Raw genomic sequence first — 25,164 nt, forward strand, 5'->3', positions numbered from 1 at the left:
ATGAGACGGGTGCTTGCCCGCATGGCCGGCATCGCGCTTCTCGGCGCGATGCTGCTGGCGGGCGGTGCCTATGCCTGGATCATGGGCGTGCGCGCGGCAGCTCCGCCGGCGCCCGCGCTGGCTTATTCCGTGGAGGTGTTGGACCGCGACGGCCGGCTATTGCGGCCCTTCGCCTTGGATGACGGGCGCTGGCGGCTGCAGGTCCAGCCCGGCGAGGTGGACCGGCGCTTCCTCGACATGCTCGTCGCCTATGAGGACAAGCGCTTCTATTCGCATCCCGGCGTCGATCCGCTGGCGATGATCCGTGCGGCGGGCCAGATGCTGCTGCACGGCCAGATCATCTCTGGCGGCTCGACGCTGACCATGCAGGTGGCGCGGCTTATGGAGCCGCGCGCGGCGCGCACCTTCTCCGCCAAGCTGCGCGAGATGCGCCGCGCCATCGAGCTGGAGGCGCGGCTGTCCAAGCGCGAGATCCTCGCGCTCTACCTCGCCCTCGCGCCCTATGGCGGCAACATCGAGGGCGTACGCGCAGCAAGCCTCGCCTATTTCGGCAAGGAACCGCGCCGGCTCTCGCTGGCGGAGGCAGCACTTCTGGTCGCCCTGCCGCAGGCACCGGAATCGCGAAGGCCGGACCGCCACCCGGAACGCGCCGCCTGGGCTCGCGATCATGTGCTGGCGCGGCTGAAGGCGGCGGGCCTTTATAACGAGCCGGAGGCCGAGTTCGCCGCGCGCCAGCCGATCCCGCGCGAGCGCATCGCCATGCCCATGCTCGCCGCTCATGCGGCGGAGGCAGCGCGGCGCGAGCGCCCGGCGGCGCAGACGCACCGCCTCGCCATCGACGCCGTGGCGCAGACGCGGCTTGAGGAACTGGCGCGCGAGCGCGTGCGGGAGCTCGGCACGGGCGTCTCGCTCGCCCTGGTGATGGTGGACAATGGCAGCGGCGAGGTGCTGGTGCGTGTCAGCGGCGCCGATCCCTTGGACGCCGCGCGCGCCGGGGCAGTCGACCTCACCCGCGCCATCCGCTCTCCCGGCTCGACGCTGAAGCCCTTCATCTATGGCCTTGCCTTCGAGGACGGCCTCGCCCATCCCGAGACACTGATCGACGATCGCCCGGCGCGCTTCGGCGCCTATCGGCCGCGCAATTTCGACCGCGACTACCAGGGCACGGTGTCGGTGAAGCAGGCGCTGCAACTCTCGCTGAACGTGCCGGCGGTGGTGCTGTTGCAGGCGGTCGGCCCGCAGCGCCTCGCCAGCCGGCTGGGGCAGGCGGGCTTCGCGCTGAGCCTGCCGCCCGGCGAGGTGCCGGGACTGGCGGTCGGGCTCGGCGGCGTGGGGGTGAGCCTCGACGCGCTGGCCGGGCTCTATGCCGGCATCGCCAATGGCGGGCAGGCGCATGCCTTGCGCGAACGCATGGACGGCGCGGTGACGGGAGGGGAGGGAACGCGGCGGCTGATGAGCCAGGTCGCGGCCTGGTATCTCGCCCAGGCGCTGGCCGGCACGCCGGCGCCGCGCAACGAGCGGGTGGGGCGCATCGCCTTCAAGACCGGCACGTCCTTCGGCTATCGCGATGCCTGGGCGGTCGGCTTCGACGGGCGGCGGACGATCGCGGTATGGGTGGGGCGGCCGGACGGTCAGCCGGTGCCGGGGATGATCGGGCGCGAGGCGGCGGCGCCGATCCTGTTCGAGGCCTTCGCCCGGCTGGTGACCCGTCCGGTGCCGTTTGGCCCGCCGCCGCGCGAGGCGCTGAACGCACGAAACGCCGACCTGCCGCCACCTCTCCGGCAGTTCGGCCGAATGGCGGGCAGGGGCGGCGTTGGTGATGGACCGAAAATTTCGTTCCCGCCCGACGGGGCGAGCCTCGAGCACCTGGCGGGCGAGCCGCTGGCGCTGAAAGTGAGCGGCGGCACGGGCCGCCTCACGATCTTCGTCGATGGCGTGCCGGCCGGCGAGCCCGCACTGGCGGCCACCTATTTCTGGCAGCCGTCGGGCGCGGGCTTCGTGCGCCTGACCGTCATGGACGCCGCTGGCGCGAGTGACAGCGTCAGCTTACGTATTCGCGAGCCGGCAGGGGTTGCCGACGCGACGGGACTACTCAGCGGCCGCTGATGGCGACGCGGGCGATGTCCTGGCGGGTCAGGCCGCGCTTGGCGAGGGCCGCGTCGGAAAGGCGCGACAGGGTCTCGTAGCGGCGGGCGATGCGATGGCCTTCACCAACCGCCTCGAAGAAGGCGACGACGCCAGTGGCGACGCGGGAGAAGAAGTCCGGCGAGGTGTGACGGGTAAGGGTAGCGGTGTTCATCTGGGCCTCCAAGCCTAGGTAGGTATCTTGTATGCCAGGAATATAGACGCTTCTTCGCACCGCAAAAGGCGAGATGCTGCATGACAGCACTGAGGCCGACGCATGGGTTGTTGGGCCGTTCCTGCCCCGTTTTCGGGATGCTCAGCGTGATTAAGCGCGGATTAACCACGATAAAGGTATTAACGTAGTCATTATGAACGTGTACAGCCTAATATTGCGACTAGGGATTGAAATCGAGATATGCTCTCAGGGCGGGCGTGGATTGCCGTTGCGGCATGGATAGATTGCCTCGGCCGTGGGTCAGCTCACGGGGAGGGGCAATGGAGTTCAGCCCAAGCGGAATCGGCCGGTGCTGGAGAGGCGGGATTCGAGATTCTGGTCGCTGCTGGTGACCGGCGAATGAGAGCCGGCAGATAAATCCACACGGGGGTAGACCGCGCTCGAATGAGACGCTATATCCCCCGCGTTCGCCGCCGGGTTTGCACAACCGGACGCCGATATTGTGAAACCGAGCCGAAACTGCTTGTGTTTTCAATAGCTTCGGTGGGGGATAGTTTAACGGTAGAACTGCGGACTCTGACTCCGTTAGTCCAGGTTCGAATCCTGGTCCCCCAGCCAACCTCTCAATAACATCAATACGTTAGCGAACAGGTCTCCGCCCGTGGCGTCGCCATGCCGCGCGACCGCACCGATGTCGGCCTTCCGCGCTACTTGTAATAGCCGACGCCGCAGACGAGATCGCCGATCCGGGTGACGTAGCTTTCCTTCGCGGCCGGCTGGCTCTCGCCGGGGCGGGGAAAAGCGTAGGCCACGGAGCTTACCTGCCCCTCACGGGCGCTGCTCATGATCTCCTTGCCGAACGCCTTGCCGTTGGCGTCCTTCAGCTCGTTGAGATTGCCGCCAAGCATCGCCGGATTGGCGTGCGCCAGCGATGTGCCGTCGAGGCTGTTGCAGAACACGTAGAGATCGCGGTCCCGGAACCCGTCCGTCCCCTTGTTGAAAGCAGCCAGGGCAGCGGCCTGGTCGACCTTCAGTGCTGCCACGGCGCGCTCCAGCATCGCTCTGGCCTCCTGGGCCGAACCGAATTGCTGGGCGGACAAAGCGCTCGAAAACAGCAGGAAGGAAAGCAGCGAAATCGCCAGCGTTGCGGCGTGAGACATGGTTTCTCCCCCCGAAGACCATGCGAACTTTAATAGCTTTCCGCTCCGGCAACAGCAATCCGGCTGGCTGGGCATCGAGCGCCACTCAGGCGTCGAGATAGGTCCGCTGTTCCACCGCCGGAAGGCTGACGCGCTGCCCCAGTCCGCCGGCGGCGAGATTGCTCAGCGAGAGCGATCCTCCGTTGTTCACGATGATCTCCCGCGCGATCGCCAGGCCCAGGCCGGCGCCGGGCACGGGTGCGCCTCGTGCCGGATCGACGCGGAAGAACGGCTCGAAGACACGGTCGAGCAGTTCCGGCGGAATGCCCGGCCCGTGATCCTCGATCCGCACCAGGGCCTCGCCCTCGCAGGCGCCGACCGAGACCCGCGCCTCGCGCCCATGCGTCGCGGCATTGATCGTCAGGTTGCGAATGGCGCGCTTGAGGGCCAGCGGCCGGGCGATCACCGTCACCGGTGCCGAGGCGGTGAGCGCGACCGGCATGCCGATCTCGCGCAACTCGGCCACCACCTCGCCGACCAGCGCGTCCAGCGGAACCTGCATCTGCGCCGGCGTCTCGACCTCTTCGCGAACCAGGCGAATGGCACCGTCGGCAATGTGGTCGAGCTCGTTGAGATCGGCGATCCAGGCGTCACGCTGATCCTCGTCGAGGAACTCCGCGCGCAGCCGCATGCGGGTCATCGGCGTGCGCAGGTCGTGCCCCGCGGCTGCGACGAGGCGGACGCGGCTCTCCATCGCCGCCTTCAGCCGCGAGGACAGGAGGTTGATGGCGCGCGCGGCGGCCCGCACCTCCGTGGGGCCTTGCTCGCGCAGCGGAGCCAACTCGCCGTGCGGGCCGATGGCGGCAGCCGTGCGCTCCAGCAGCGCGAGCGGCGCGGTGAGGCGCCGGACGGCGAACACCATGACGGCGGTCGTGCCGAGGGCGAGCATCAGCGCCCACCCCGCCAGCGCCCAGCCCGGATGCTCCGGCGCGGGCATCATGGGTATGGGCATGAGCAGCCAGCGGCCGTCCGAGAGCGAGGAGATGACGGGCGAACGGGCATCGGGGGGATCGCTGACCACGACCTGCCGGCTGTCGCCCAAGCGCGACAGGGCGGCATTGATCCCGTGCGTCGGAGCCTTTGCCACAGATCCGCCGGCGGGTGCGGTCTTCACGCCGACGAACGCACCTTGCGGGATCGGGGGCGCGTCCGGGTGGGCCTCGATCAGCCTGGACATCAGGACGATCTGGGCGGCGAGCGCGTCCTCGGCCGCCTCGAACTGGGGCGGCGAGAGCAGTGCGAAGGACAGGCCCGTGGCCAGCAGCACCACCAGCAAGACGGCGCCGGCCAGAAAGCCGGTGAGCTTGGCCCGCAGCGTGTTCACGGCGCGTCCTGTCCATGGCTGGGGCGCGCCTCGCCGCCCTCGACCTTCACCGCCAGCTGGTAGCCGCCATTGCGCAGCGTCTTGAACATCTGGAAGCTGCCGGCGTCGCCGAGCTTGCGCCGCAGGCGGCTCATCAGCACGTCGATCGAACGATCGAACGATCGAACGCCACCGCGTTGCGGCCCTGGGTGATGTCGAGCAATTGGTCGCGCGAGAGCATGCGGCCCGGCCGCTCGAGAATGGCCATGAGCAGGTCGAATTCGGCGGCGGTCAGCGGAACCTCCACGCCGTCGGCGTCCACGACGCTGCGCGTTACCGGGCTCGCGCTGAAGCGGCCGAAGCGGAAGCTGTGCTGTGGCCCTGTGCCGGCCGCCTCGACCGCGGAGGTCCGGCGCATCACCGCGCGGATGCGCGCCACCAGTTCGCGCGGATTGAACGGCTTGCCGAGATAGTCGTCGGCGCCGACCTCTAGTCCAATGATGCGGTCGACATCCTCCTTCAGCGCGGTGAGCAGGATGATCGGCACGCGCGAGCGCGCCCGCAGCGAGCGGCACAGGTCGAGGCCGGAAATGTCCGGCAGCATCAGGTCGAGGACGACGAGGTCGATGCGTCCGGCGGCAAGGCAGCGTTCGGCGCTGCGCCCGTCTTCGGCCAGCGTGACGCGAAAGCGCTGCCCCTGAAGATAGCGCCCGAGCAGCCTGCGGATCTCCCGGTCGTCGTCGACCACGAGCACATGCGGATTGTTCTCCACGAACTTCATCCCGAAAGCACGATGTCCCGGCTGCCCTAGCGGATGCCGGCGCTTCTCACCGGAAAGAATGGCAACTCAGTGTTGCTGAAGGCGCTTCGGCAACGTTGGGATACAAAACGTCTCGCGCCGGAAATACTCCGACCTGAAAAGGAAACGCGGCCGCTTCAGCTTGTCCTCGCTCGACAACGAAGACAGGAGCGGGAATTGAAACTCGTCTTCATCACCGTGGCGGCCTCGCTGCTGGGCGGTGTGATCGTCGCCGCCAGCACCTCGGCGGACGGCCAGATTACCACGAAGCTGCAGGACCGCGCGCCGATGGCGCAGCATGCGGAAACGGTGCGGGTCGTCGAGGTGTCGTCCTGCACCGACGCGCCGGACATCGCTTGCGTGGAACATCGCGGCGGACCCGGCGAGGGCCCGCGCGCCGCCTTCGATGCAAGCGTCGCCTGCATTCTTCCGCCGCCGGGCCCCGGCCCACTGATCCTCGCCTCGCGGCTCGCCGCGATGGAGAGCTTCATCGGCATCCGCGAGGAACAGCTCGACGCCTGGCGCGCCTACACCGACGCGCTCTACGCCATGCTGCATCCCCCGGCGGCGCAGGAGAAGGCACCAGCCGGTGGGCCGCCCGACGCGCTCGCGCAGTCGGCGATGCTGGCGGCGTGCGCGGCGGGGCAGGGGCGTGCGGCGGACAGGTTGACGGTGGCCATCGGGGAGCTGCGTGGCAGGCTTACGCCGGAACAATTCGACCGCCTGAAGCAGGCAGGGCCGCTGCTGCCCCCGCGCCCACCCGGCCCGCCTCCCGGCGCTCCACCCTTTGCGACCCCCGCTTCCTTCGGTCCCTTCGGATCGGAGGGGCCGGGAGAGGCGGATCATCCCACGCCCCACTGACCGCCTGCTTCCGGGAGCGGGCGCGCTCTGGCTCCCAGGCGCGCCCGTTTACCCGCGCGAACGCCGGGAACGATCCATGACGAACGACGTGCGCAGCGGCGCGAACGGAAACGGTGCGGTGCTGCACGCGACCGCGAACGAGGTCGTCGGGCCGATGATGCGGCTGCGATGCGAGTCCATCCTGCCGCGCGGAAAGGAACGCCGCTTCGCCTTGCTCCGCTGGCTGCTCTATCCCTTCATCGGGCAGGTGACGTCGCCGTGCCGGCACAGGACCGACGGAACCATGTGCGACGAGTGCGGCTGGCGCTGGGCGATCCGATAGCGCCGCCCGGCGCGGCCTCGCTCAGGCGAGCCATCCATTGATGGCCATGAAGAGGCCGATGGCCGCGGCGATGGCCACAGCAGAGGCCATCCACAGGTTCACAAAGAAGCCCTTCGCCCCGAACATCGCCGCATAGGCCGCCTTCGCCACCATGTTGCTGAGGACGGCGAGACCGATCGCCATCGCGGCGGTACGCTCGGTGAGGCTCGGCAGCATGCCGGCCACGGTCACCGTCACCGCGTCGACATCGGCAAGGCCCGACAGCACCGAGGCGAGATAGAGGCCACTCGCTCCCCAGATCTCGCTGGCGGCGCGGGCGAGGAACGCCACTCCCACCAGCAGCAGCGCCATCTTGATGACCGAGTCGAGGTCGAACGGGTTCTTCGGCGCCCGCTTCTCCTCATGCGGCTGCCCCGGCCGCCGCGCCAGCAGCAGCGCATAGGCGAACATCACCGCCGCGCCGGCGCCGAGAGGGACGATCAGCGTCGCAACGAGCGAGGGGGCCAGGGTGAACACCAGGAAGCCGGTGCGGACCAGGGACACGCCACCCGCGCTTATCGCCCCGGCCGCGAGCGGCAGTACCGCCTCGTGCCCGATCGAGCGGCGCGCATTGGCGACGGTGGTGGCAGTGGAGGAGACCACGCCGCCGATGGTTCCCGCGACCAGTTCCCCGCGCGTGTCGCCCAGCAGCCGGACGGCGACGTAGCCGCAGAAGGAGATCGTCGCCAGCACGATCGCCATGATGAGAATCTTGGCGGGGGAGACGCCGCCGAAGGGACCGACCGGCGCGGTGGGGACGATGGGGAGGATGACGAAGGTGAGAGTGAGCAGGATGAGGGCGGAACGCAGCTCGGCCCAGCGCAGCCGGCGTATCGCCGCGTGCAGGAATTCGCGGCTCGCCAGTATCGCCACCAACACCACGCCGCCCGCCGAGGCCAGGGTGAGGTCGCCGAGGACAGCGAGGGCACCGAGCGCGAAGGTCATCATCTCGACCACGACGGCGGTGGCGCTGAACGAGTTCGCCGCCATCTCCTCGCGGTATTGGAACAGCACGAAGGCCGCCGACAGGGTGACGAGGAAGCCGACCAGCACCAGGCCCGTCGGCGTGCCGGTCGGCGCGAGATAGCGCTCGATCAACGCGGCGACGCCGCCGAACATGCCGATGAGCGTATAGGTGCGAATGCCGGCGGTGCGGGCGCCGTCCTCCTCGTCCCGCTCGCGCCAGTGACGCTCGACCCCGACCGCGGCACCGATCGCTATGGCCACGGCCATGCGCCGGAACATCTCCATCTCGTCCATGGCGCCCCCTCCGGCCGAGATCTCACGCAGCGTCATTCGAGCCGATCAGGCGTGATTCCTGCGCCAATGGCAGCTCTCCCGCAAGTCGGGAACCGCGCGGATGGTGGGAGGGCGGAACGCAGGGCGGCCACTGCCGTCGCTCAGGGCGCCGCGTCCTCCGGCGGCGCCTGCTTCTGGGAGCGGCGGGGGAAGTAGCGATAGACCGTCGCCGCCGACACGCCGAGTATGCGTGCCACGTCCGGCACGGTGAAGCCGCCGCCGGCGAGCATGCGCCGCGCCTTGGCGATATCCTTCGGCGAGAGCGCCTGCGGTCGGCCGCGCCGGCGCGCCGGTCCCGTGAGCCCGGCGGGCGCCGGCTGGTCCGGCACGATCAGCTCGGCAAGCTCGCGGCAGACCAGCGCCAGCGCCTCGCTCGGCGCGAGCCGGCCGTCCTCCGGCACTGCGCCCAAGCGAACCGATACGTTGGCGAGGCGCAGCCGGTCCACCAGCAGCACGACGCTCTCGACGTCGCGCCCGAGATGACGCAAGGCAGGCACCAGCAGCACGTCGCCCGCCTGCAGGAATTCGAGCGCGGCACGCAGGCCAGGCCGTTCAGGGTGCCGCGTATCGTCCGTATCGCTGAAGACGCGCTCGCAGCCGAGCACGGCGAGAGCGTGCATTTCGGAACCCGCCGCGTCGGCCGGACCCTGCGGGGCGCCCGATGCGTGATCGGACGGCGCATAGGGCGTCGCCTCGGGTGCAGCCAAGCCTCCCGTCGGGCCATCGCGGCCCAACAGACAGTAACCGATCAGCATCATGTTCAGCAGGCCGCGCGCTTTCCGCGAAAGAACGCCCGGTCAAACGGACATCCAACCACTGCTGCAGCCTTCCCCCAAATTCGCAGGGTAGGACTAGCACAGGATAATACAACTTTCATGATATTCTTGCGGGTGCTTCACGTCCGCCCGAGGGTGCGGTCAATTTTGAGAATTGTCTGACAATTTCGATAATATTCGTCTGTCGGAACGCTTGGGAAAGCGAGCGTTTTTCCTTGGCGTGCAAATGAAACCGGGCCGCGGGTCGGGCGGGAGCGGCTCCTCGCGGTCGCACAAATTCGCCACATCGGGTCCATTGTGTTTCGCGCGAGAGTGCGGCTCAATCCGCCGCACCGCCGGGCGAGGCTCCGGGGGCACATATCGTTTCCGCGCCGCGGCTGCCCCGCGTGCCCGTCCCGTATCCCGCCGGAGGTCAGAATGTCCGTTTCCGCCAAGCTCGCCGCGCCGCTGCTGCTCGCCTCCCTCGTCCTCGCGGGCGGGGCAGCCGCAGCGCAGACGGCGCCCGCCTCCGGCGCGATCACCTATGGCAACTGGATCGTCAATTGCCGCGACCGTAGCGAGGGCAAGAAGGCCTGCGTCGCCAGCCTGCGCATCAACGACGCCAAGACCAAGAAGGTGGCGCTGCTCTGGCAGATCGGCGAGAGCGCGGGCGGCAAGCCGACCTATGTCGTGCGCACCCCGCTCGGCGTGCGGCTCAAGGACGGCGTGCGGGTGGCGCTCGACGGCGGCAAGCCGCACCGCATCGGCTACCTCTCCTGCAATGAGCGCGGCTGCACGGCGGTGGGCAAGTTCGAGGAAGGCTTCGCCAAGGAACTGGCCGGCGCCAAGGAGGCGGTCACCAGCTTTACCCTGGTCGACGGGCAGGTGGTCAACGTGGCGCTGCCGCTCGACGGCATCGACAAGGCGCTGCCGGCGCTCAAGGCGCGCAAGGGCTGAGCGCGAAGCCGAGGCGGAGCTCCCCCGGCAGCTCCGTTCCCCGCGCGCAGCAGGCATGAAGCCGATTGCGCCTTTGGCATCGAATGTTACATTTCATCCGAGATGTTGAAAAATTCGATCCCGGTCGCCCCTCGTGCGGTGGTCGGGGCGGCGGCTTCGGCCGGGGAATCCGCGATGGTCGACGAGACCCAGAGCTGGGCGGGGGGACGGGCAACCGATAGGTCGGCCCGTGACGATCGCCCGCATATGCGCGCACGCCATCGCCACTGGCGCGGCCGCCGCAACGGGCCGTCGCGTCCGGAAGAGGGCGTTTCCGGCGGGGGCGCGCATCCGCGCAGCAACGATCCCTGCTACGCCGCGCTCGACCTCGGCACCAATAATTGCCGCCTCCTGATCGCCCGCCCGACCGCCAACGGCTTCCGTGTGGTGGACGCTTTCTCGCGCATCGTGCGGCTCGGCGAGGGCTTCATCTGCTCCGGCCGGCTCGGCGAGGCGGCGATGGACCGCGCGGTGGACGCGCTGAAGGTCTGCGCCGCCAAGATCGACGCGCGCAACATCGCCGACCGCCGGCTCATCGCCACCGAGGCCTGTCGCTCCGCCGCCAACGGCGCCGAGTTCATCCGCCGGGTGGAGCGCGAGACCGGGCTGGCGCTGGAGATCGTCGACCGGGAGACCGAGGCGCGGCTGGCCGCCTCCGGCTGCACGCCGCTGGTCGATCCGCATCTCGACGGCGCGGTGCTGTTCGACATCGGCGGCGGCTCGACGGAAGTCGTCTGGCTCGACCGGGTGGAGACCCGCGACGGCGGCCCGCCGGCGGCGGTGATCCGCGCCTGGGTGTCGGTACCGCTTGGTGTCGTCACCGTGGCCGAGCGCCATGGCGGCGTGAAAGTGACGCGCGACGATTTCGAGGCGATGGTCAACGAGTTCTCGCCGCACCTCGCCGGCTTCGTGAAGGCGGTCGGCCCGCATAATTGCGGCCGGCTGCACCTTCTCGGCACGTCCGGCACGGTCACCACCATCGCCGGCGTGCATCTCGACCTGCCGCGCTACGACCGCTCGCAGGTCGACGGCACCTGGCTCGGCGCTGAGCAGGTGCGCGTCGTCGTGGACCGGCTGCTGGCCATGCCCTTCGCCGAGCGCGCGGCCAATCCCTGCATCGGCCACGAGCGCGCCGATCTCGTGCTCGCCGGCTGCGCCATCCTCGAAGCGGTGCGCCGGGCTTTCCCCTGCGACCGGCTGCGCGTCGCCGACCGCGGCCTGCGCGAGGGCATACTGGTCGAATTGATGCGCGCCGACGGCGTCTGGCGCCATCGAGCGGCGCCCATTGAGGCACCCACCGGGGCTACGACGTGATCGACAAGCCCCAGCCCCGCAAGGGGGGTGAGGCGCGCCCGCTGAAAGTCCGGCTGAAAAAAGCGCGCTCGCTCTCCTCCTCGTCGCAGAAATGGCTTCAGCGCCAGCTCAACGACCCCTATGTCGCGCGCGCCAAGCGCGAGGGCTGGCGCTCGCGCGCGGCCTTCAAGCTGCTCGAGATCGACGACAAGCTGAAGCTGCTCAAGCCCGGCCTGCGGGTGGTCGACCTCGGCGCGGCGCCGGGCGGCTGGAGCCAGGTCGCCGCCCAGCGGGTGAAGGCGACCGAGGGGCGCGGCAAGGTGGTCGCCATCGACCTCCTGGAGATCGATCCCATTCCCGCCGTCGACTTCGCCCAGCTCGACTTCCTCAAGGACGAGGCGCCCGACCGGCTGAAGGAGATGCTCGGCGGCGAGGCGGATGTCGTGCTCTCCGATATGGCGGCCAACACCACCGGCCACAGGGCGACCGACCATCTGCGCATCGTCGGCCTGGTGGAGCTCGCCATCGACTTCGCCCGGCAGGTGCTCTCACCCGGCGGCGCCTTCGTCGCCAAGGTGTTCCAGGGCGGCACGGAGAACACGCTGCTGGCCGAGCTCAAGCGCGACTTCACCACGGTGCGGCACATCAAGCCGCAGGCGAGCCGGGCGGATTCCGCCGAGCTCTATGTGGTGGCGACCGGCTTTCGCGGCCGGCGGCACGAGGACTAGGCGGCGCTGCCCATCTCGTTGGGCGTCTCGGCCGGCACCGCGGCCTTCACCCGCCGACCGGCGAGCGCCGCGCCGGCATCGTCCGGCAGCCGCAGGAAGAAGAACAGCGAGCACACCGCGATAAGCGACACGACGATGAAGGCGACGCTGAAGTCGGACAGAAGGATGGCGTCGGTGCCGCGCCAGGCGCGCATGCCGTCGAGCACCAGCGCCGCCACGGCGACGCCGGTGGAGATCGACACCTGCTGCGCCACGCTGGCGAAGCTGGTGGCGCGGCTCATCGCCTCGCTAGAGACGTCGGCATAGGACAGCGCATTGGTGCTGGTGAACTGGAGCGAGCGGAAGAAGCCGCCGAGCAGCAGTGCGCCGATCAGCACCAGATACGGCATGTCGGGCCGGAACACGGCGCCGATGGCGATGAAGGCCGAGGCGATCAGGCAGTTGACCACCAGCACGCGGCGGAAGCCGAAGATGCGGATGATCGGCGCGGCGGTAAACTTCATCGTCATAGCCCCGGCGGCGGAGGCGAAGGTGATCATGCCGGAGGCGAAGGGCGTCAGCCCGAAACCCAGTTGCAGCATCAGGGGCAGCAGGAAGGGCAGGGCGCCGATGCCGACGCGGAACAGCGAGGCGCCGACCACGCCGGCATAGAAGGTCGGGATCTTCAGGAGCTCGAGGTCGAGGATCGGCCGCTCCACATGCCGCGCATGGCGGACATAGAAGAACATCGCCACCGCGCCGACCACGATGACGACGAGCGCGATCCACGGCTCCACCGCCTGCTGGCCGAGCAGCGCGAAGCCGAAGACGATGCCCGACAGCCCGATGCCCGACAGCACCATGCCGCGGAAGTCGAAGGGCGGCACGTCCTCCTCGCGTATGTCGGGGATGAAGCGGGTGGCGAGCGTGACGCCGATGAGGCCGATGGGGATGTTGAGGAAGAAGATGTAGCGCCAGTCGAAATAGGTGGTGATGAATCCGCCGAGCGGCGGGCCGAGCACCGGCCCCATCAGCGCCGGTATGGTCAGCCAGGCGAGCGCGGAGACGATCTCCTCCTTCGGCACGGTGCGCAGGATCACGAGGCGCCCCACCGGCACCATCATCGCCCCGCCCATGCCCTGCAGGATACGGAAGGCGACGAAGTCGGGCAGCGAATGCGCGAGCCCGCACAGCAGGGAGCCGGTGGTGAAGATGACGATCGCCATGCGGAACACGGTGCGCGAGCCGAATCGGTCGGCGAACCAGCCGCTGGCGGGAATGAACACGGCGAGGCTGAGCAGGTAGGAGGTCAGCGCCAGCTTGAGCGAGATCGGGTCCTCGTGGAGGTCGGCGGCGATGGCCGGCAGCGAGGTGGCGATGACCGTCGAATCGAGCTGCTCCATGAACAGGGCGCAGGCGACGATGAGGGGGACGAGGCGTTCGGTGCGCACAGGGCATCCGTTCGGCAACGGGGGGCGACGTTCAGGCGGACGGTTGCGCTATAGCGCCGCAACCGAGGTCCGGCGAGGCTTCGCCGCGCACAAATCCGTCATCACGATCGGGTTACGTAGCGGCTCTGTGGCCGCACGGCCGCATTGCGTGCAGCACAGAGGTAAGTGCCTAGGAAAGCGTGCCGGGCCATGGTATGAGCCCTCGCCAACTCGAAGGGAGCAGGCGGACTCGTACAGCCCGGCTCGCTTCGTCATTCCATCCATCGGGCAGACCGGAGCTACGCTCCGCGCGCCCTAAACGGGAGTTGGCGATGTCGCTCTATGACGGCCTCGCGCGGGAAGCGCTCACCTTCGACGACGTGCTCCTCAAGCCGGGCCTCTCGGATGTCATGCCGGGCGAGGTCGACATACGCTCGCGCGTCACGCGCTCCATCTCGCTCAACATCCCGATCCTCTCCTCGGCGATGGACACGGTGACCGAATGGCGGCTCGCCATCGCCATGGCGCAGGCCGGCGGCCTCGGCGTCATCCACCGCAACCTCGATCCCGAGGTACAGGCCGAGCATGTGCGGATGGTCAAGAAGTACGAGAGCGGCATGGTGGTGAACCCGGTCACCATCCATCCCGACCAGACGCTGGCCGACGCGCTGGCGCTGATGAAGAACCACAGCATCTCCGGCATCCCGGTGGTGGAGCGCGGCCCGAACGGGCGCGGCGGCAAGCTTGTTGGCATCCTCACCAACCGCGATGTGCGCTTCGCCACCAACCCGGCCCAGCCTGTCTCCGAGCTGATGACCAAGGAGCGGCTGATCACCGTCCGCGAGGGCGTGGAGCAGGCCGAGGCCAAGCGGCTGCTGCACCAATACCGGATCGAGAAGCTGCTGGTGGTCGACGATGAGGGCCGCTGCGTCGGCCTCATCACTGTCAAGGACATGGAGAAGGCGGTCACCAACCCGAACGCCGCCAAGGACGAGCAGGGCCGCCTGCGCGTCGGCGCGGCGACCAGCGTTGGCGATGACGGCTTCCGCCGCGCCGAGTTGCTGGTGGATGCGGGTGTCGACCTCGTGGTGGTGGATACCGCGCATGGCCATTCGCGCAAGGTTCTGGATCAGGTCAGCCGCATCAAGCACCTGTCCAACAAGGTGCAGATCCTCGCCGGCAATATCGCTACCGGCGAGGGCGCGCAGGCGCTGATCGATGCCGGCGCGGACGCGGTGAAGGTCGGCATCGGTCCGGGCTCGATCTGCACCACCCGCATCGTCGCCGGCGTCGGCGTGCCCCAGCTCACCGCCATCCTCGACGCCGTCGAAGTGGCGAAGAAGAACGACACGCCGGTGATCGCCGATGGCGGCATCAAGTTCTCGGGCGACCTCGCCAAGGCGCTGGCAGCCGGCGCCGACTGCGCCATGATCGGTTCGCTGCTCGCCGGCACCGACGAGAGCCCGGGCGAGGTCTATCTCTACCAGGGCCGCTCCTATAAGTCGTATCGCGGCATGGGCTCGGTGGGCGCCATGGCGCGCGGCTCGGCCGACCGCTACTTCCAGGCCGAGGTGAAGGACACGCTGAAGCTGGTGCCGGAAGGCATCGAGGGTCAGGTGGCCTATAAGGGCCCGGTCGGCGGCGTGCTGCACCAGCTCTCCGGCGGCCTGCGCGCCGCCATGGGCTATGTCGGCGGCGCGACGCTGGAGGATTTCCGCGAGAAGGCGCAGTTCGTGCGCATCTCCGGCGCCTCGCTGCGCGAGAGCCACGTCCACGACGTGACCATCACCCGCGAGAGCCCGAACTATCCGGGCAGCGTTTGAGGCGCGGTCGCGTGAGCCTGCAGGAGAGGGCCAGCCGTGAGCGTCACCGCGATATTGCTGCCGGTCTTCGTGCAGGTGGCGCTTACCTTCGCGGTGCTGTTCCGGCTCGGCTTCATGCGGGCGCGGGCGATCCGCGCGGGCCGGGTGCAGCGCGAGCGGGTGGCGATCGACGACACGGCCTGGCCGCTTTATGTGCGCAAGGCCGGCAACTGCCTGCGCAACCAGTTCGAACTGCCGGTGCTGTTCTATGCGGTGGTCGGCTTCGCGCTGGTGACGCGGCAGGCGGACCTACCCTTCGTGGTGTTGTCCTGGCTGTTCGTGCTGAGCCGCATCGTCCATGCCGGCGTGCATGTGACCTTCAACGACGTGGCGTGGCGCTTCGGCGCCTTCGCCTTCGGGGCGCTGGTGCTGCTGGCGCTGTGGATATTGTTCGCACTGGGGATCCTGTTGTCGCCGGTGCTGCCGTGACGGAGATGAAATGACGCCGGCCGCCAGGCTTTCCGCCGCCATCGAGGTGATCGGCACCATTCTGTCCGATCGCCGCCCGGCCGCCGACGTGCTGAAGGACTGGGGCCGCTCGCACCGCTTCGCCGGCTCCGGCGACCGCGCGGCGCTATCCTCCCTCGTCTACGACGTGCTGCGCCGGCGCGCTTCCTCCGCCTTTATCATGGGGGAGGAGACGCCCCGCGCGCTCGCGCTGGGCATGCTGCGGCTCGGCCGCGGGCTCGACGTCGAGGCCGTCGCCGCGCTGTGTGACGGCTCCCGTTTCGCCCCGGCGCCGCTGAGCGGGGCCGAGACGGCACGGCTGACCAGTGCGACGCTCGACGACGCGCCCGCTCACGTGCGCGGCGACTATCCCGAATGGCTCGACGCCTCGCTCGCCGCCGTGTTTGGCGAGGAGCGCGCGGCCGAGGGCGCGGCGCTGGCTGAGCGCGCGCCGCTCGACCTGCGAGTGAATTCGCTCAAAGGCGCCGTCGACAAGGCAGAGCAGCAGCTGGCGCACCTCAACCCGGTGCCCGGCCAATGGTCGCCGCTGGCGCTGCGCATCGCGCTGGAGGCCGACGGCAAGGCGCCGCCGCTCACCGCCGAGCCGGCCTATCTCAAGGGGCTGGTGGAGATCCAGGACGAGGGCTCACAGATCGCCGCCATCCTCGCCGCCCCGCCGCGCGGCGGGCAGGTGCTCGATTTGTGCGCCGGCGGCGGCGGCAAGACGCTGGAACTCGCCGCGCTGATGGACGGCGCCGGCCAGCTCTACGCCTATGACGACGACCTGCGCCGCCTCGCGCCGATCCATGAGCGCGTTCAGCGCGCCGGCGCCCACAACGTCCAGGTCCGCTCGCCCAGGGGCAAGGCTGACGTGCTCGCCGACCTCGAGGGCCGCATGGACCTCGTCCTCGTCGACGCGCCGTGCACCGGCACCGGCACCTGGCGCCGCAATCCCGACGCCAAATGGCGCATGCGCCCCGGCGCGCTGGCCGAGCGCATCAAGGAGCAGGCGGAGATCCTCGACAACGCCGCCCGCTTCGTGAAGCCGGGAGGGCGCCTCGCCTATATCACCTGCTCGCTGCTCGACGAGGAGAACGTCGCGCAGGTCCGCGCCTTCACCGGCCGTCATCCCGCCTTCCGCGCCCTGCCGCCGGCCGATACCGTGCTGGCGCTCGGCGAGCGCGGCATCGCCCTGCGCGAGGCCGCCATCGACCGCCCGGAGGGCCTGCTTCTCACCCCGCGTCGCACCCGGACCGACGGCTTCTTCGTCGCCGTCATGGTGCGCGCCGCCGCCGCCCGATAGAACAAGACACCCGTCACAAGAGCCGCCGCCCATGACCGACAGCGACACCGACACCGAGACCCTCGCCGCCACCGACGCCGCCGCGCAGCACGACACCATCCTCATCATCGACTTCGGCTCGCAGGTGACCCAGCTCATCGCCCGCCGGGTGCGCGAGGAGGGCGTCTATTCGGAGATCGTGCCCTATCAGAGCGCGGCCGAGGCGGTGCGACGGCTCAATCCCGTCGGCATCATCTTCTCCGGCGGCCCGGCTTCGGTGACGGACGAGGGCAGCCCGCGCGCGCCGCAGGAGGCGTTCGACGCCGGCGTGCCGATCTTCGCCATCTGCTACGGCCAGCAGACCGCGGCGCTGCAGCTCGGCGGCGAGGTCGAGGGCGGCCATGCTGCCGAATTCGGCCGCGCCGAGGTGACGGTGAACAAGCCGAGCGCGCTTTATGACGGCGTGTGGGAGGTCGGCGGCCGCTATCCGGTATGGATGAGCCATGGCGACCGCGTCACCCGCCTGCCTGATGGCTTCGAGGTGGTCGCCACCTCCGAGAACGCGCCTTGTGCCGTCGCGGTGGACGAGGAACGGCGCATCTACACCACCATGTTCCATCCCGAGGTGGTGCACACCCCGCACGGCGCGGCGCTGATCCGCAACTTCGTGCGCCGCATCTCCGGCGCGCGTGGCGACTGGGGCATGAAGGCGTATCGCGAAGAGGCGATCCGCCGCATCCGCGAGCAGGTCGGCAATGAGAAGGTCATCTGCGGCCTGTCCGGCGGTGTGGATTCCTCCGTCGCCGCGGTGCTGATCCACGAGGCGATCGGCGACCAGCTCACCTGCGTCTTCGTCGACCACGGCCTGCTGCGCCTCGGCGAGGCCGAGAAGGTCGTCACCCTGTTCCGCGACGCCTACAACATCCCGCTCGTCCATGTCGACGCGGAGGAGTTGTTCCTGGGCGCGCTGGAAGGCGTCACCGACCCCGAGGTCAAGCGCAAGACCATCGGCAAGCTGTTCATCGACGTGTTCGAGGCCGAGGCGAAGAAGATCGGCGGCGCCGCCTTCCTCGCCCAGGGCACGCTCTATCCCGATGTGATTGAGAGCGTCAGCTTCACTGGCGGCCCGTCGGTGACGATCAAGAGCCACCACAATGTCGGCGGCCTGCCCGAGCGCATGAACATGAAGCTCGTCGAGCCGCTGCGCGAGCTGTTCAAGGACGAGGTGCGCGCGCTCGGCCGCGAGCTCGGCCTGCCCGAGGTCTTCGTCGGCCGCCACCCCTTCCCGGGGCCGGGCCTGGCGATCCGCTGCCCCGGCGAGATCACCCGCGAGAAGCTCGACATATTGCGCCTCGCCGATGAGATCTACCTGGAGGAAATCCGCCGCCACGGCCTCTATGACGAGATCTGGCAGGCCTTCGCGGTGATCCTGCCGGTGAAGACGGTGGGCGTGATGGGCGACTACCGCACCTATGACTACGTGGTCGGCCTGCGCGCGGTGACGTCCGTGGACGGCATGACGGCGGACTTCTATCCCTTCGACATGGCCTTCCTCGGCCGCGTGGCGACCCGGATCGTCAACGAGGTGAAGGGCGTGAACCGGGTGGTCTACGACGTGACGTCGAAGCCGCCGGGAACGATCGAGTGGGAGTGATCTGACCCATCCGACCATGTCAGCGTCGCCCATGTGCGGCGTCGAGACCGGGGTGGAGGGCGTCGACGCGCGGATGACGCCGTGAGGAGCGCGGCTGGGACAATGGCCCGGGAGGAGACGGGGCACGATCGGGCGAGGTTGGAAAGGTCGACATAGGGCAGGGACGGGAAGGTGGGCTCGGCGACGCGACCGTCGCCGGCATGGGCGACGAGAATCCAGCCGCCCGCCGCGCCGATGACGTCCGTGAGCGGGCACGGCAGGCCGCACGAAAAGGTCGCGAGCACCACGATCGCCAGCACGGCAAAGCCCAGGGTACAGCGCATATCCGCCGGCGCGCCGGCCCCTTCGCCGGAATCGCGCCAGCGGCGCCGGGATGGTCCGGCCGCGCGCCAACGGGGCTGATTGAGGCCGACGCGAGGGTTATCGCTATTATTATACCCTTTTGCGGACACGTTCTAGTTGCTGCTGGGTAGGATTCACCTCACCTCGCTATGTCTAAAGTCTCGGAGGTTGCGTATCGTGGTAGCCGATTTCGTCGTATTCTGAGAAAGAACGGGTCCGGTCCGCGTTCAGAGGCCAAGAAGCGATGCCCGCAATACTAATAATCGACGACAGTTCCACGAATCGGCGCATCTACTCGGTCCTTGCGCGGCGGCTTCAAGCGGATGTCTGGGTGCGGACGTTCGAGAATGGCCAGAAAGCGTTGGATTGGCTGTCGGACAACAGCGCCGATCTGATCATCACCGACTACAAGATGCCGCAGATGACCGGCGCCGAGCTGGTCGCGGCCGTGCGTGCGCTGCCGCGGCATCGCGACGTGCCGATCGTGGTCGTCACCGCCTATGACGACCGCAATTTCAGGGTCGCCTCGCTGGAGGCGGGCGCCACGGATTTCCTGCTCAGCCCGGTCGACCATGTCGAGTTCCTCGCCCGGGCGCGAAACCTCCTGAAGCTGCGCGCCCAACACCTGCTGATCGCCGAGAAGGCGGAGCTGCTGGAAATAAACCTGAACGCCAAGGACCTGCTGCTGCGCGAGAGCCGCGAGGCGCTGGCGCAGGTGATCGACACCGTTCCCGCCTTCATCAGCGCCGCCGACCTCGAAGGCCGCTGCGTCCTCGTCAACGCGCAGCAGGCCGCCTCCATCGGCAGGCAGCCGGCCGACCTCGTCGGCCAACCCGTCGAGGCCCTGCTAGGAGAGGAGCGCGCGCTCATCAGCCGCCGGCTCGATCAACTGGTGCTCAGGACCAGCCACGCGCTGGCCCCGCGGGAGGAGGAGGTGACCACGCCGGCAGGCGAGCACCGCATCTACCTGACCAGCAAGGCGCCGCTCCATGATGGCGCGGGCCGCATCACCAGCATCCTCACCACCTCGATCGACATCACGCAGCGCCGCGAGGCCGAGAAGCGCCTCGAATATCTCGCCAGCCACGATTCCCTGACCGGGCTGCCGAACCGGCTGATGCTGCGCGATCACCTGCGCCGCGAACTCGCCCGCGGCCGCCGCGGTGACCAGAATTTCGCGCTGCACTTCATCGACCTCGATCGCTTCAAGGCGATCAACGACGCCCATGGCCATCACCGCGGCGACCGTCTGCTGCAGAACGTGGCCGACAGCCTCACGCGTCTGGTGGGCCCCAGCCATACGGTGGCGCGGCTCGGTGGCGACGAATTCGCGGTCCTCCAGCCGGATATAGACGGGCCGGAGGATGCCGAGCGGCTGGCCCGCGCCATCCTGCATATGCTGACCGATGAGGACGCTGGTCCCTCGGCGCCGCGGATCGGCGCGAGCATCGGCATCACCGTCGCTCCACTCGATGGCGCCGACCCGGACGAACTGCTGCGCAACTCCGATCAGGCGATGTATCTGGCGAAGTCGCTGGGCGGCAACACCGTGCGCTTCTTCGCCGCGGACATGGCGCCGCGCGCCACCCAGAGGGCGCAGATGGAGGGCGAACTGCGCGACGCGCTGAAGCGTCGCGACTTCGTTCTCTACTACCAGCCGCTGATCGATTTGCGCCGCAATGCGGTCATCGGCGCGGAAGCGCTGCTGCGCTGGTCGCATCCGCAACGCGGCGTATTGGCGCCGGGCGCCTTTCTCGGCCTTGCGGAAGAGAGCGGCCTGATCGTGCCGATCAACGAATGGGTGCTGCGGGAAGCGTGCCGGCAGGGCGCGCAATGGCGCGGGGCAGGCCTCGGCCCGTTGCGCATCGCCGTCAACCTTTCGCCAATCCAGTTCCGGCGCCAGCAGGTCGGCGAACTGGTGCGCGACGTCCTCGAGGACAGCGGCTTCCCGCCCGATCTGCTCGATCTGGAGCTGACCGAGGGCATCCTCATCGACTATGACGAGACAGTCACCGAGCAGATGCATCTGTTGCGCTCGCTCGGGGTGAGCCTGTCAGTGGACGATTTCGGGACCGGCTACTCCTCGCTGAACTACATCCGCAATTTTCCGTTGCACCGTCTCAAGATCGATCGGTCCTTCGTGAAGGACCTTGCCAACGATCCGCGGGCTCTGGCCATCGTGCGGACCATCATCGATCTCGGTCATATCCTGAACTTGCAGGTCGTGGCCGAGGGTGTGGAGGAGGGCGCGCAGCTGGAAACCCTTCGCGCGGAAGGCTGCGACGAGGTGCAGGGCTACTATTTCAGCCCGCCGGTTCCCGCGGACGTCTTCGCCCGCTGGCTGGCGCAGCGTGACGGCGAGCGCGCCGTCGCCAGCGCCGACTAGGCGGGGCGCGGTATGCCGGAGCATACAGCCCCGCGGGGCCGGATGATGGCACCTCTCCGCTGGATGGCGAGCCGGCTGCGCAACCGGCCCGACAGCGAGCACGAGATGAGCTTCAACCGGCTCGTCTTCGCCTTCATCATCGTCATCGTGCTGCTGCTGAACCGCAGAAGCGGCGGGGTCGACAACGCGCTCGACGTGATGGCGCTCTACATCCCGCTGGCGCTCGGCGTGCTCGCCCACATCCTCGTGTGGCCGGGCGTGTCGCGCGGGCGGCGGATCTTCGCGCTGCTGCTCGATTGCGGCTTCCTGTCCTGGCAGCTCCATCTGGGCGGCGAGATCGCCGCGCTGTTCTTCCCCATCTATCTCTGGGTGATCTTCGGCAACGGCTTCCGCTTCGGCCTCGCCTCGCTGTTCACCGCCATACCCGTCGCGACCTTGTGCTTCGCCGCGGTGGTCTGGACGACGCCGTTCTGGCGCCAGCAGTGGCATCTCTCGCTCGGGCTGCTGATCGGCCTCGTCATCCTGCCCGCCTATGCCGGAACGCTGATCCGCAAGCTGTCGGCGGCCACCAAGGTGGCCGAGGAGGCCAGCCAGGCCAAGAGCCTGTTCCTGGCGAGCGTCAGCCACGAGCTGCGCACGCCGCTGACCGCCATCGTCGGCATGACCGGCCTGCTGCGCACCACGTCGCTGGCGAGCGACCAGCGCGAGATGATCGAGACGGTGGAGGTCGCCACCCGTTCGCTGCGCTCGCTCATCGACGGTCTGCTCGACTTGTCCCGCATCGAGGCCGGCCGCATGCCGGTGCCGAACGAACCGTTCGATCTCGTCGCACTGCTTCTGGATGCGCGACGGCTGGTCGAAGGCCAGGCGCGCGAGCGTGGGCTGAGCTTCGACATCCATGTGACGCCGCGCACGCCGCTCGGTCTCGTCGGCAGCCGCCAGCATCTGCACGAGGCGCTGGTCAATCTCGTCGGCAACGCCGTGAAGTTCACCCAGCAGGGCGGTGTGACCCTGGCGGTGGACGCCGAGCCGGCCGAGGATGGGCGGCTGTCGCTTGTCATCGAGGTGAGCGACACCGGCATCGGCATCGCGCCAGGCGACCAGGAACGCATCTTCGAGGATTTCACACAGGCCGACGCCAGCATCCTCAACAGGTTCGGCGGTACGGGCCTCGGTCTTGCGATCACAAGGCGGCTGGTCGCCCTCATGGGCGGCACCATCTCGGTCGACAGCGCACCGGGCAAGGGCAGCACCTTCCGCTTCCACGTCCCCGTCGTGCCCGCGAGCGAGGAGCCCTTGATCGCGGAGGACAGGCTGGGCCGGGCCGGTGCCGTGCTGGTCTGCCGCGACACGGCCCGGCTCTCGGCCGTGCTTTCAGCGCTCGCGGCGCTGCGGATCGAGCCTCTCATCGCCGATCCGCGCCTCGGGCCGGCCCGCATGTTCCCACCGCGGGCGGGTAACGCCATCCGGCTGCTGCTCGAGCCCGATATCCGCAATCTGCCCCTGCTGCCACCCGTCGCCGACGGCGCGCCGCCAAAGGCGCTGCTGCTGCATCCCGAGGCTGTACAGGGGCTGCCGTCGCTCGAGATGCGCCGCCGCTATGCCAGCGTGCTCGGTGCCAATCCGACGGCGCTCGAGCTGCGCCGGGCCATGACGCTGGCGATACGGGGCGCCGCCGCATCGTCCGGGGAGGCGGTTCCCGTCCCGCCACCGGCGCCGCGCCGGCCGCGCCGCCTGCTCCTCGCCGACGACAACCGGGTGAACCAGCGGGTCTTCCAGCGCATTCTCGAAGGCGCCGGCCATTCGGTGCGGGTCGTGGAAACGGGGGAGCAGGCGCTCGACCTCCTGACGGACGGTGCCGACGCCTTCGATCTCGTGCTGATGGACTTCAACATGCCCGACATGGATGGGCTGGAGGCCAGCAAGCTCTACCGGATGATGTCCACAGGCGAGGACCGGCTGCCCATCGTCGGCCTCACCGCCGATGCCACCGCGCTACGCGACAGCCGGTGGCGCGATGCCGGCATGGATGATTGCCTGATCAAGCCGGTGGAGCCCGCCGTGCTGCTGGCGGCGATCGACCGCCTGGCGCGGGGTGGCGCGCCCGTGATCATCTCCGGGTCGCGCAGCGTTCCCCGGCCGAGGCCCGCCGCCGGGCTTCCGACGCTGGACGAGGACGCCATCGAGAGCTTACGCCGTCTCGGCGGGCCGCAATTCGCGAACGAGCTGATGGAGGATTATCTCCACGATGCGGAGGTGATTATCGGCCGGATCGTCGCGACCGCGCGGCGCGGCGACCTCGCGGCGTTTCGCAACGAGGCGCATGCGCTGCAGAGCAGTTCGGCAAATGTGGGCGCCGTCGCCCTCAGCGCTCTGTGCGGGCCGTGGCGCGAGCTGCGCGCCGACGAATTGCGCGCCGGCGCCGACGATCTCGAACGGCTGGCCCGCCATGAGCTGATGCGCACGCGGGCGGCCATGGCGACCTGTTCCGAGCGCCTGAAGGGGCTGGGCTGAAACAGGCCCTCGGCGGCCGCCAGGACCGCCGAGGGCGCGGGAGCGTCATTCGGCGGCCGTGAGCATCGGCACGGGAGCCTCCAGGCCGGCTAGCCGCTTGTTCTGGGCGGCGCAGAGCCGGTCCATCTTGCGCAGGTCCGCCTCCGTCAGGTTCAGCGCGGCCTCGGCCCAGATGTCGACGACGTCGATCAGCTCTTCCAGCGTTACCGGATTCACCCGGCGGCGCGCCCGGTAGACCGCGAGATGGGCGTTATGCTTGCGGCTGTGCCGGGCGATGTAGTCGATCGCCGCCTGCTGGCCCTGGCCGTCCTCGGCCAGCACGTCCACCACGCCCATTTCGTAGAGCTCCTCGGCGGTGTGGACCCGGCCGGAGAGGATCAGCGCCTCGGCCTTGGCCCGGTCCATCCGCCGCGACAGGAAGCTGTAGGCGCCCATGCCGGGGAACATGTTGAACAGGATCTCCGGCAGGCCCATCTTCGCGCTGCGCTCGGCCACGATGAGGTCGAAGGAAAGGGCGTGCTCGAAGCCGCCGCCCAGCGCGTCGCCCTGCACGAGGGCCATCGTCACCACCGGCGAATCGAAGGCGACCGCGTTGCGGTGGATCGCCGTGACGGCGACATGGCCGTAATGGCGCATCGCGTCGAGGTCGCGGGTGCGGATGCGTTCCGCGAAATGGCCGAGGTCGCCGCCGAGATTGTAGATACCCGGCACGTCGGAGGCCATGACGAACCAGGAGAACGGCGCCGCCGCCAGCGGCAGGTCCGTGAAGCCGCGGGTGATCGCCGCCTGGAGCAGGCCGATGTCGCCCATCAACTCATGCGTGTAGGACGGCTTGCCGACCGGCCGCATGAAGCACCAGCAGATGGCGTTGATGGTATCTATATCCAGTCGGAGGTTGTCATAGCCGCTGGCGTGGATCGTACGCACCGCCTTCTCCCGAGCCAGGTCGCTGCAGTCGGTCGCAGCGTTGGCCTGAGAAGCGTCATTATTAAACGATATCAAAGACATAGTCTCGCTCCATGGGGGTGAGGTGAGGATAACCCTGCCCGGCGCACGGCGGCGCGAGGGCAGTTCACCTCCCATTAGGCGCGGGCATGGGCGCGAGGGCCAGAAACTATTCCGGTCCGGCCCGTGGCAACTCGATAAATATTTTGGATGAGCCGTGTCCAAGTCGAGGAATAGAGGCGCCGATAACGCGCTCATGCATCAGGTCATGCGCGGGCTGGTTGATGTGCCCTTGGGACTTTCGACTCTGCGTCCAAGCGGTGCTGCGGCACTAGACTAGCTCTAGGGCGCGCATGCGGCGAGCAACTACTACACCTAGTGCGGGCATCTGGGTAGTGGCGTGCGGTCAGGTTGCACTGCACAAAAGCGC

Annotated in this window: 19 protein-coding genes, 1 tRNA gene and 1 pseudogene; 13 read left to right on the forward strand and 8 right to left on the reverse strand. The window is 68.8% G+C overall.

Annotated features, from left to right (window positions below; all coding sequences use genetic code 11):
• Complete coding sequence (gene pbpC / locus SNOV_RS04725; RefSeq protein ID WP_013165773.1) at positions 1–2,106, forward strand: penicillin-binding protein 1C; 2,106 nt, start codon at positions 1–3, stop codon at positions 2,104–2,106.
• Here the strand turns inward: pbpC and SNOV_RS04730 are convergent.
• A complete protein-coding gene (locus SNOV_RS04730; protein WP_013165774.1) occupies positions 2,093–2,299 on the reverse strand; it encodes a DUF1127 domain-containing protein in 207 nt (68 codons plus the stop codon). The two genes, pbpC and SNOV_RS04730, sit on opposite strands and share 14 nt — an antisense overlap.
• A 544-nt stretch (positions 2,300–2,843) precedes the next feature.
• On the opposite strand from SNOV_RS04730, the gene SNOV_RS04735 reads away from it, so the two are divergent.
• Positions 2,844–2,917 (forward strand) — tRNA-Gln (locus SNOV_RS04735).
• A gap of 89 nt (positions 2,918–3,006) precedes the next feature.
• On the opposite strand, the gene SNOV_RS04740 is transcribed toward SNOV_RS04735, so the two are convergent.
• The 3 genes and pseudogenes from SNOV_RS04740 to SNOV_RS04750 all read right to left on the reverse strand — a co-directional run bounded on the left by SNOV_RS04740 (position 3,007) and on the right by SNOV_RS04750 (position 5,582).
• The gene (locus tag SNOV_RS04740) at positions 3,007–3,459 is read right to left on the reverse strand and encodes a cache domain-containing protein (protein ID WP_013165775.1); all 453 of its coding nucleotides are present in this window, start codon (positions 3,457–3,459) and stop codon (positions 3,007–3,009) included.
• Between the two features lie 85 nt (positions 3,460–3,544).
• Entirely contained in the window at positions 3,545–4,822 is a 1,278-nt protein-coding gene (locus SNOV_RS04745; RefSeq protein WP_013165776.1) for an ATP-binding protein, read from the reverse strand.
• Positions 4,819–5,582: pseudogene (locus tag SNOV_RS04750) on the reverse strand (response regulator). Before SNOV_RS04750 ends, SNOV_RS04745 begins: the two are co-directional and overlap by 4 nt.
• 195 nt (positions 5,583–5,777) lie before the next feature.
• Here SNOV_RS04750 and SNOV_RS23740 point away from each other — a divergent pair.
• Both SNOV_RS23740 and SNOV_RS04760 read left to right on the forward strand, forming a co-directional pair.
• A complete protein-coding gene (locus SNOV_RS23740) occupies positions 5,778–6,461 on the forward strand; it encodes a hypothetical protein (protein ID WP_013165777.1) in 684 nt (227 codons plus the stop codon).
• 76 nt (positions 6,462–6,537) lie between these two features.
• Positions 6,538–6,783 carry a hypothetical protein gene (locus SNOV_RS04760; protein ID WP_013165778.1) on the forward strand — a complete coding sequence of 82 codons (246 nt, stop codon included), beginning with the start codon at positions 6,538–6,540 and terminating at the stop codon, positions 6,781–6,783.
• Positions 6,784–6,804: 21 nt separating this feature from the next.
• On the opposite strand, the gene SNOV_RS04765 is transcribed toward SNOV_RS04760, so the two are convergent.
• A complete protein-coding gene (locus SNOV_RS04765) occupies positions 6,805–8,118 on the reverse strand; it encodes an MgtC/SapB family protein (protein ID WP_244412865.1) in 1,314 nt (437 codons plus the stop codon).
• A 104-nt stretch (positions 8,119–8,222) separates the two neighbouring features.
• Entirely contained in the window at positions 8,223–8,828 is a 606-nt protein-coding gene (locus SNOV_RS04770; protein ID WP_244412867.1) for a recombinase family protein, read from the reverse strand.
• A gap of 486 nt (positions 8,829–9,314) precedes the next feature.
• Here SNOV_RS04770 and SNOV_RS04775 point away from each other — a divergent pair, with 486 nt between their 5' ends.
• From SNOV_RS04775 to SNOV_RS04785, 3 genes are all read left to right on the forward strand, one after another.
• Entirely contained in the window at positions 9,315–9,833 is a 519-nt protein-coding gene (locus SNOV_RS04775; RefSeq protein ID WP_013165781.1) for an invasion associated locus B family protein, read from the forward strand.
• 174 nt (positions 9,834–10,007) lie between these two features.
• A complete protein-coding gene (locus SNOV_RS04780; protein ID WP_013165782.1) occupies positions 10,008–11,186 on the forward strand; it encodes a Ppx/GppA phosphatase family protein in 1,179 nt (392 codons plus the stop codon).
• Positions 11,183–11,893, forward strand: a complete 711-nt coding sequence (locus SNOV_RS04785) for an RlmE family RNA methyltransferase (protein ID WP_013165783.1) — start codon at positions 11,183–11,185, stop codon at positions 11,891–11,893. Before SNOV_RS04780 ends, SNOV_RS04785 begins: the two co-directional genes overlap by 4 nt.
• On the opposite strand, the gene SNOV_RS04790 is transcribed toward SNOV_RS04785, so the two are convergent.
• Entirely contained in the window at positions 11,890–13,323 is a 1,434-nt protein-coding gene (locus SNOV_RS04790; protein WP_013165784.1) for a DHA2 family efflux MFS transporter permease subunit, read from the reverse strand. The two genes, SNOV_RS04785 and SNOV_RS04790, sit on opposite strands and share 4 nt — an antisense overlap.
• Before the next feature lie 311 nt (positions 13,324–13,634).
• Between SNOV_RS04790 and guaB the strand changes: the two genes are divergently transcribed.
• The 6 genes from guaB (at position 13,635) to SNOV_RS22520 (ending at position 23,789) form a co-directional block, all read left to right on the forward strand.
• Positions 13,635–15,125: an IMP dehydrogenase gene (gene guaB / locus SNOV_RS04795; protein ID WP_013165785.1), complete on the forward strand. Its 1,491-nt coding sequence runs from the start codon at positions 13,635–13,637 to the stop codon at positions 15,123–15,125.
• A gap of 36 nt (positions 15,126–15,161) precedes the next feature.
• On the forward strand, positions 15,162–15,593 hold the full coding sequence (locus tag SNOV_RS04800) for an MAPEG family protein (RefSeq protein WP_013165786.1): 432 nt from the start codon (positions 15,162–15,164) through the stop codon (positions 15,591–15,593).
• A gap of 10 nt (positions 15,594–15,603) precedes the next feature.
• Complete coding sequence (locus SNOV_RS04805) at positions 15,604–16,914, forward strand: RsmB/NOP family class I SAM-dependent RNA methyltransferase (RefSeq protein ID WP_013165787.1); 1,311 nt, start codon at positions 15,604–15,606, stop codon at positions 16,912–16,914.
• 31 nt (positions 16,915–16,945) lie between these two features.
• On the forward strand, positions 16,946–18,547 hold the full coding sequence (gene guaA, locus SNOV_RS04810) for a glutamine-hydrolyzing GMP synthase (RefSeq protein ID WP_013165788.1): 1,602 nt from the start codon (positions 16,946–16,948) through the stop codon (positions 18,545–18,547).
• 586 nt (positions 18,548–19,133) lie between these two features.
• A complete protein-coding gene (locus tag SNOV_RS04815) occupies positions 19,134–21,275 on the forward strand; it encodes a putative bifunctional diguanylate cyclase/phosphodiesterase (RefSeq protein ID WP_013165789.1) in 2,142 nt (713 codons plus the stop codon).
• Positions 21,276–21,317: 42 nt separating this feature from the next.
• The gene (locus SNOV_RS22520; protein ID WP_187291095.1) at positions 21,318–23,789 is read left to right on the forward strand and encodes a hybrid sensor histidine kinase/response regulator; all 2,472 of its coding nucleotides are present in this window, start codon (positions 21,318–21,320) and stop codon (positions 23,787–23,789) included.
• Positions 23,790–23,834: 45 nt separating this feature from the next.
• Here the strand turns inward: SNOV_RS22520 and SNOV_RS04825 are convergent, their stop codons facing one another.
• Entirely contained in the window at positions 23,835–24,716 is an 882-nt protein-coding gene (locus SNOV_RS04825; protein WP_244412869.1) for a crotonase/enoyl-CoA hydratase family protein, read from the reverse strand.
• Between the last annotated feature and the right edge of the window lie 448 nt (positions 24,717–25,164).

This window comes from Ancylobacter novellus DSM 506 (genome assembly GCF_000092925.1).
GTDB lineage: Bacteria > Pseudomonadota > Alphaproteobacteria > Rhizobiales > Xanthobacteraceae > Ancylobacter > Ancylobacter novellus.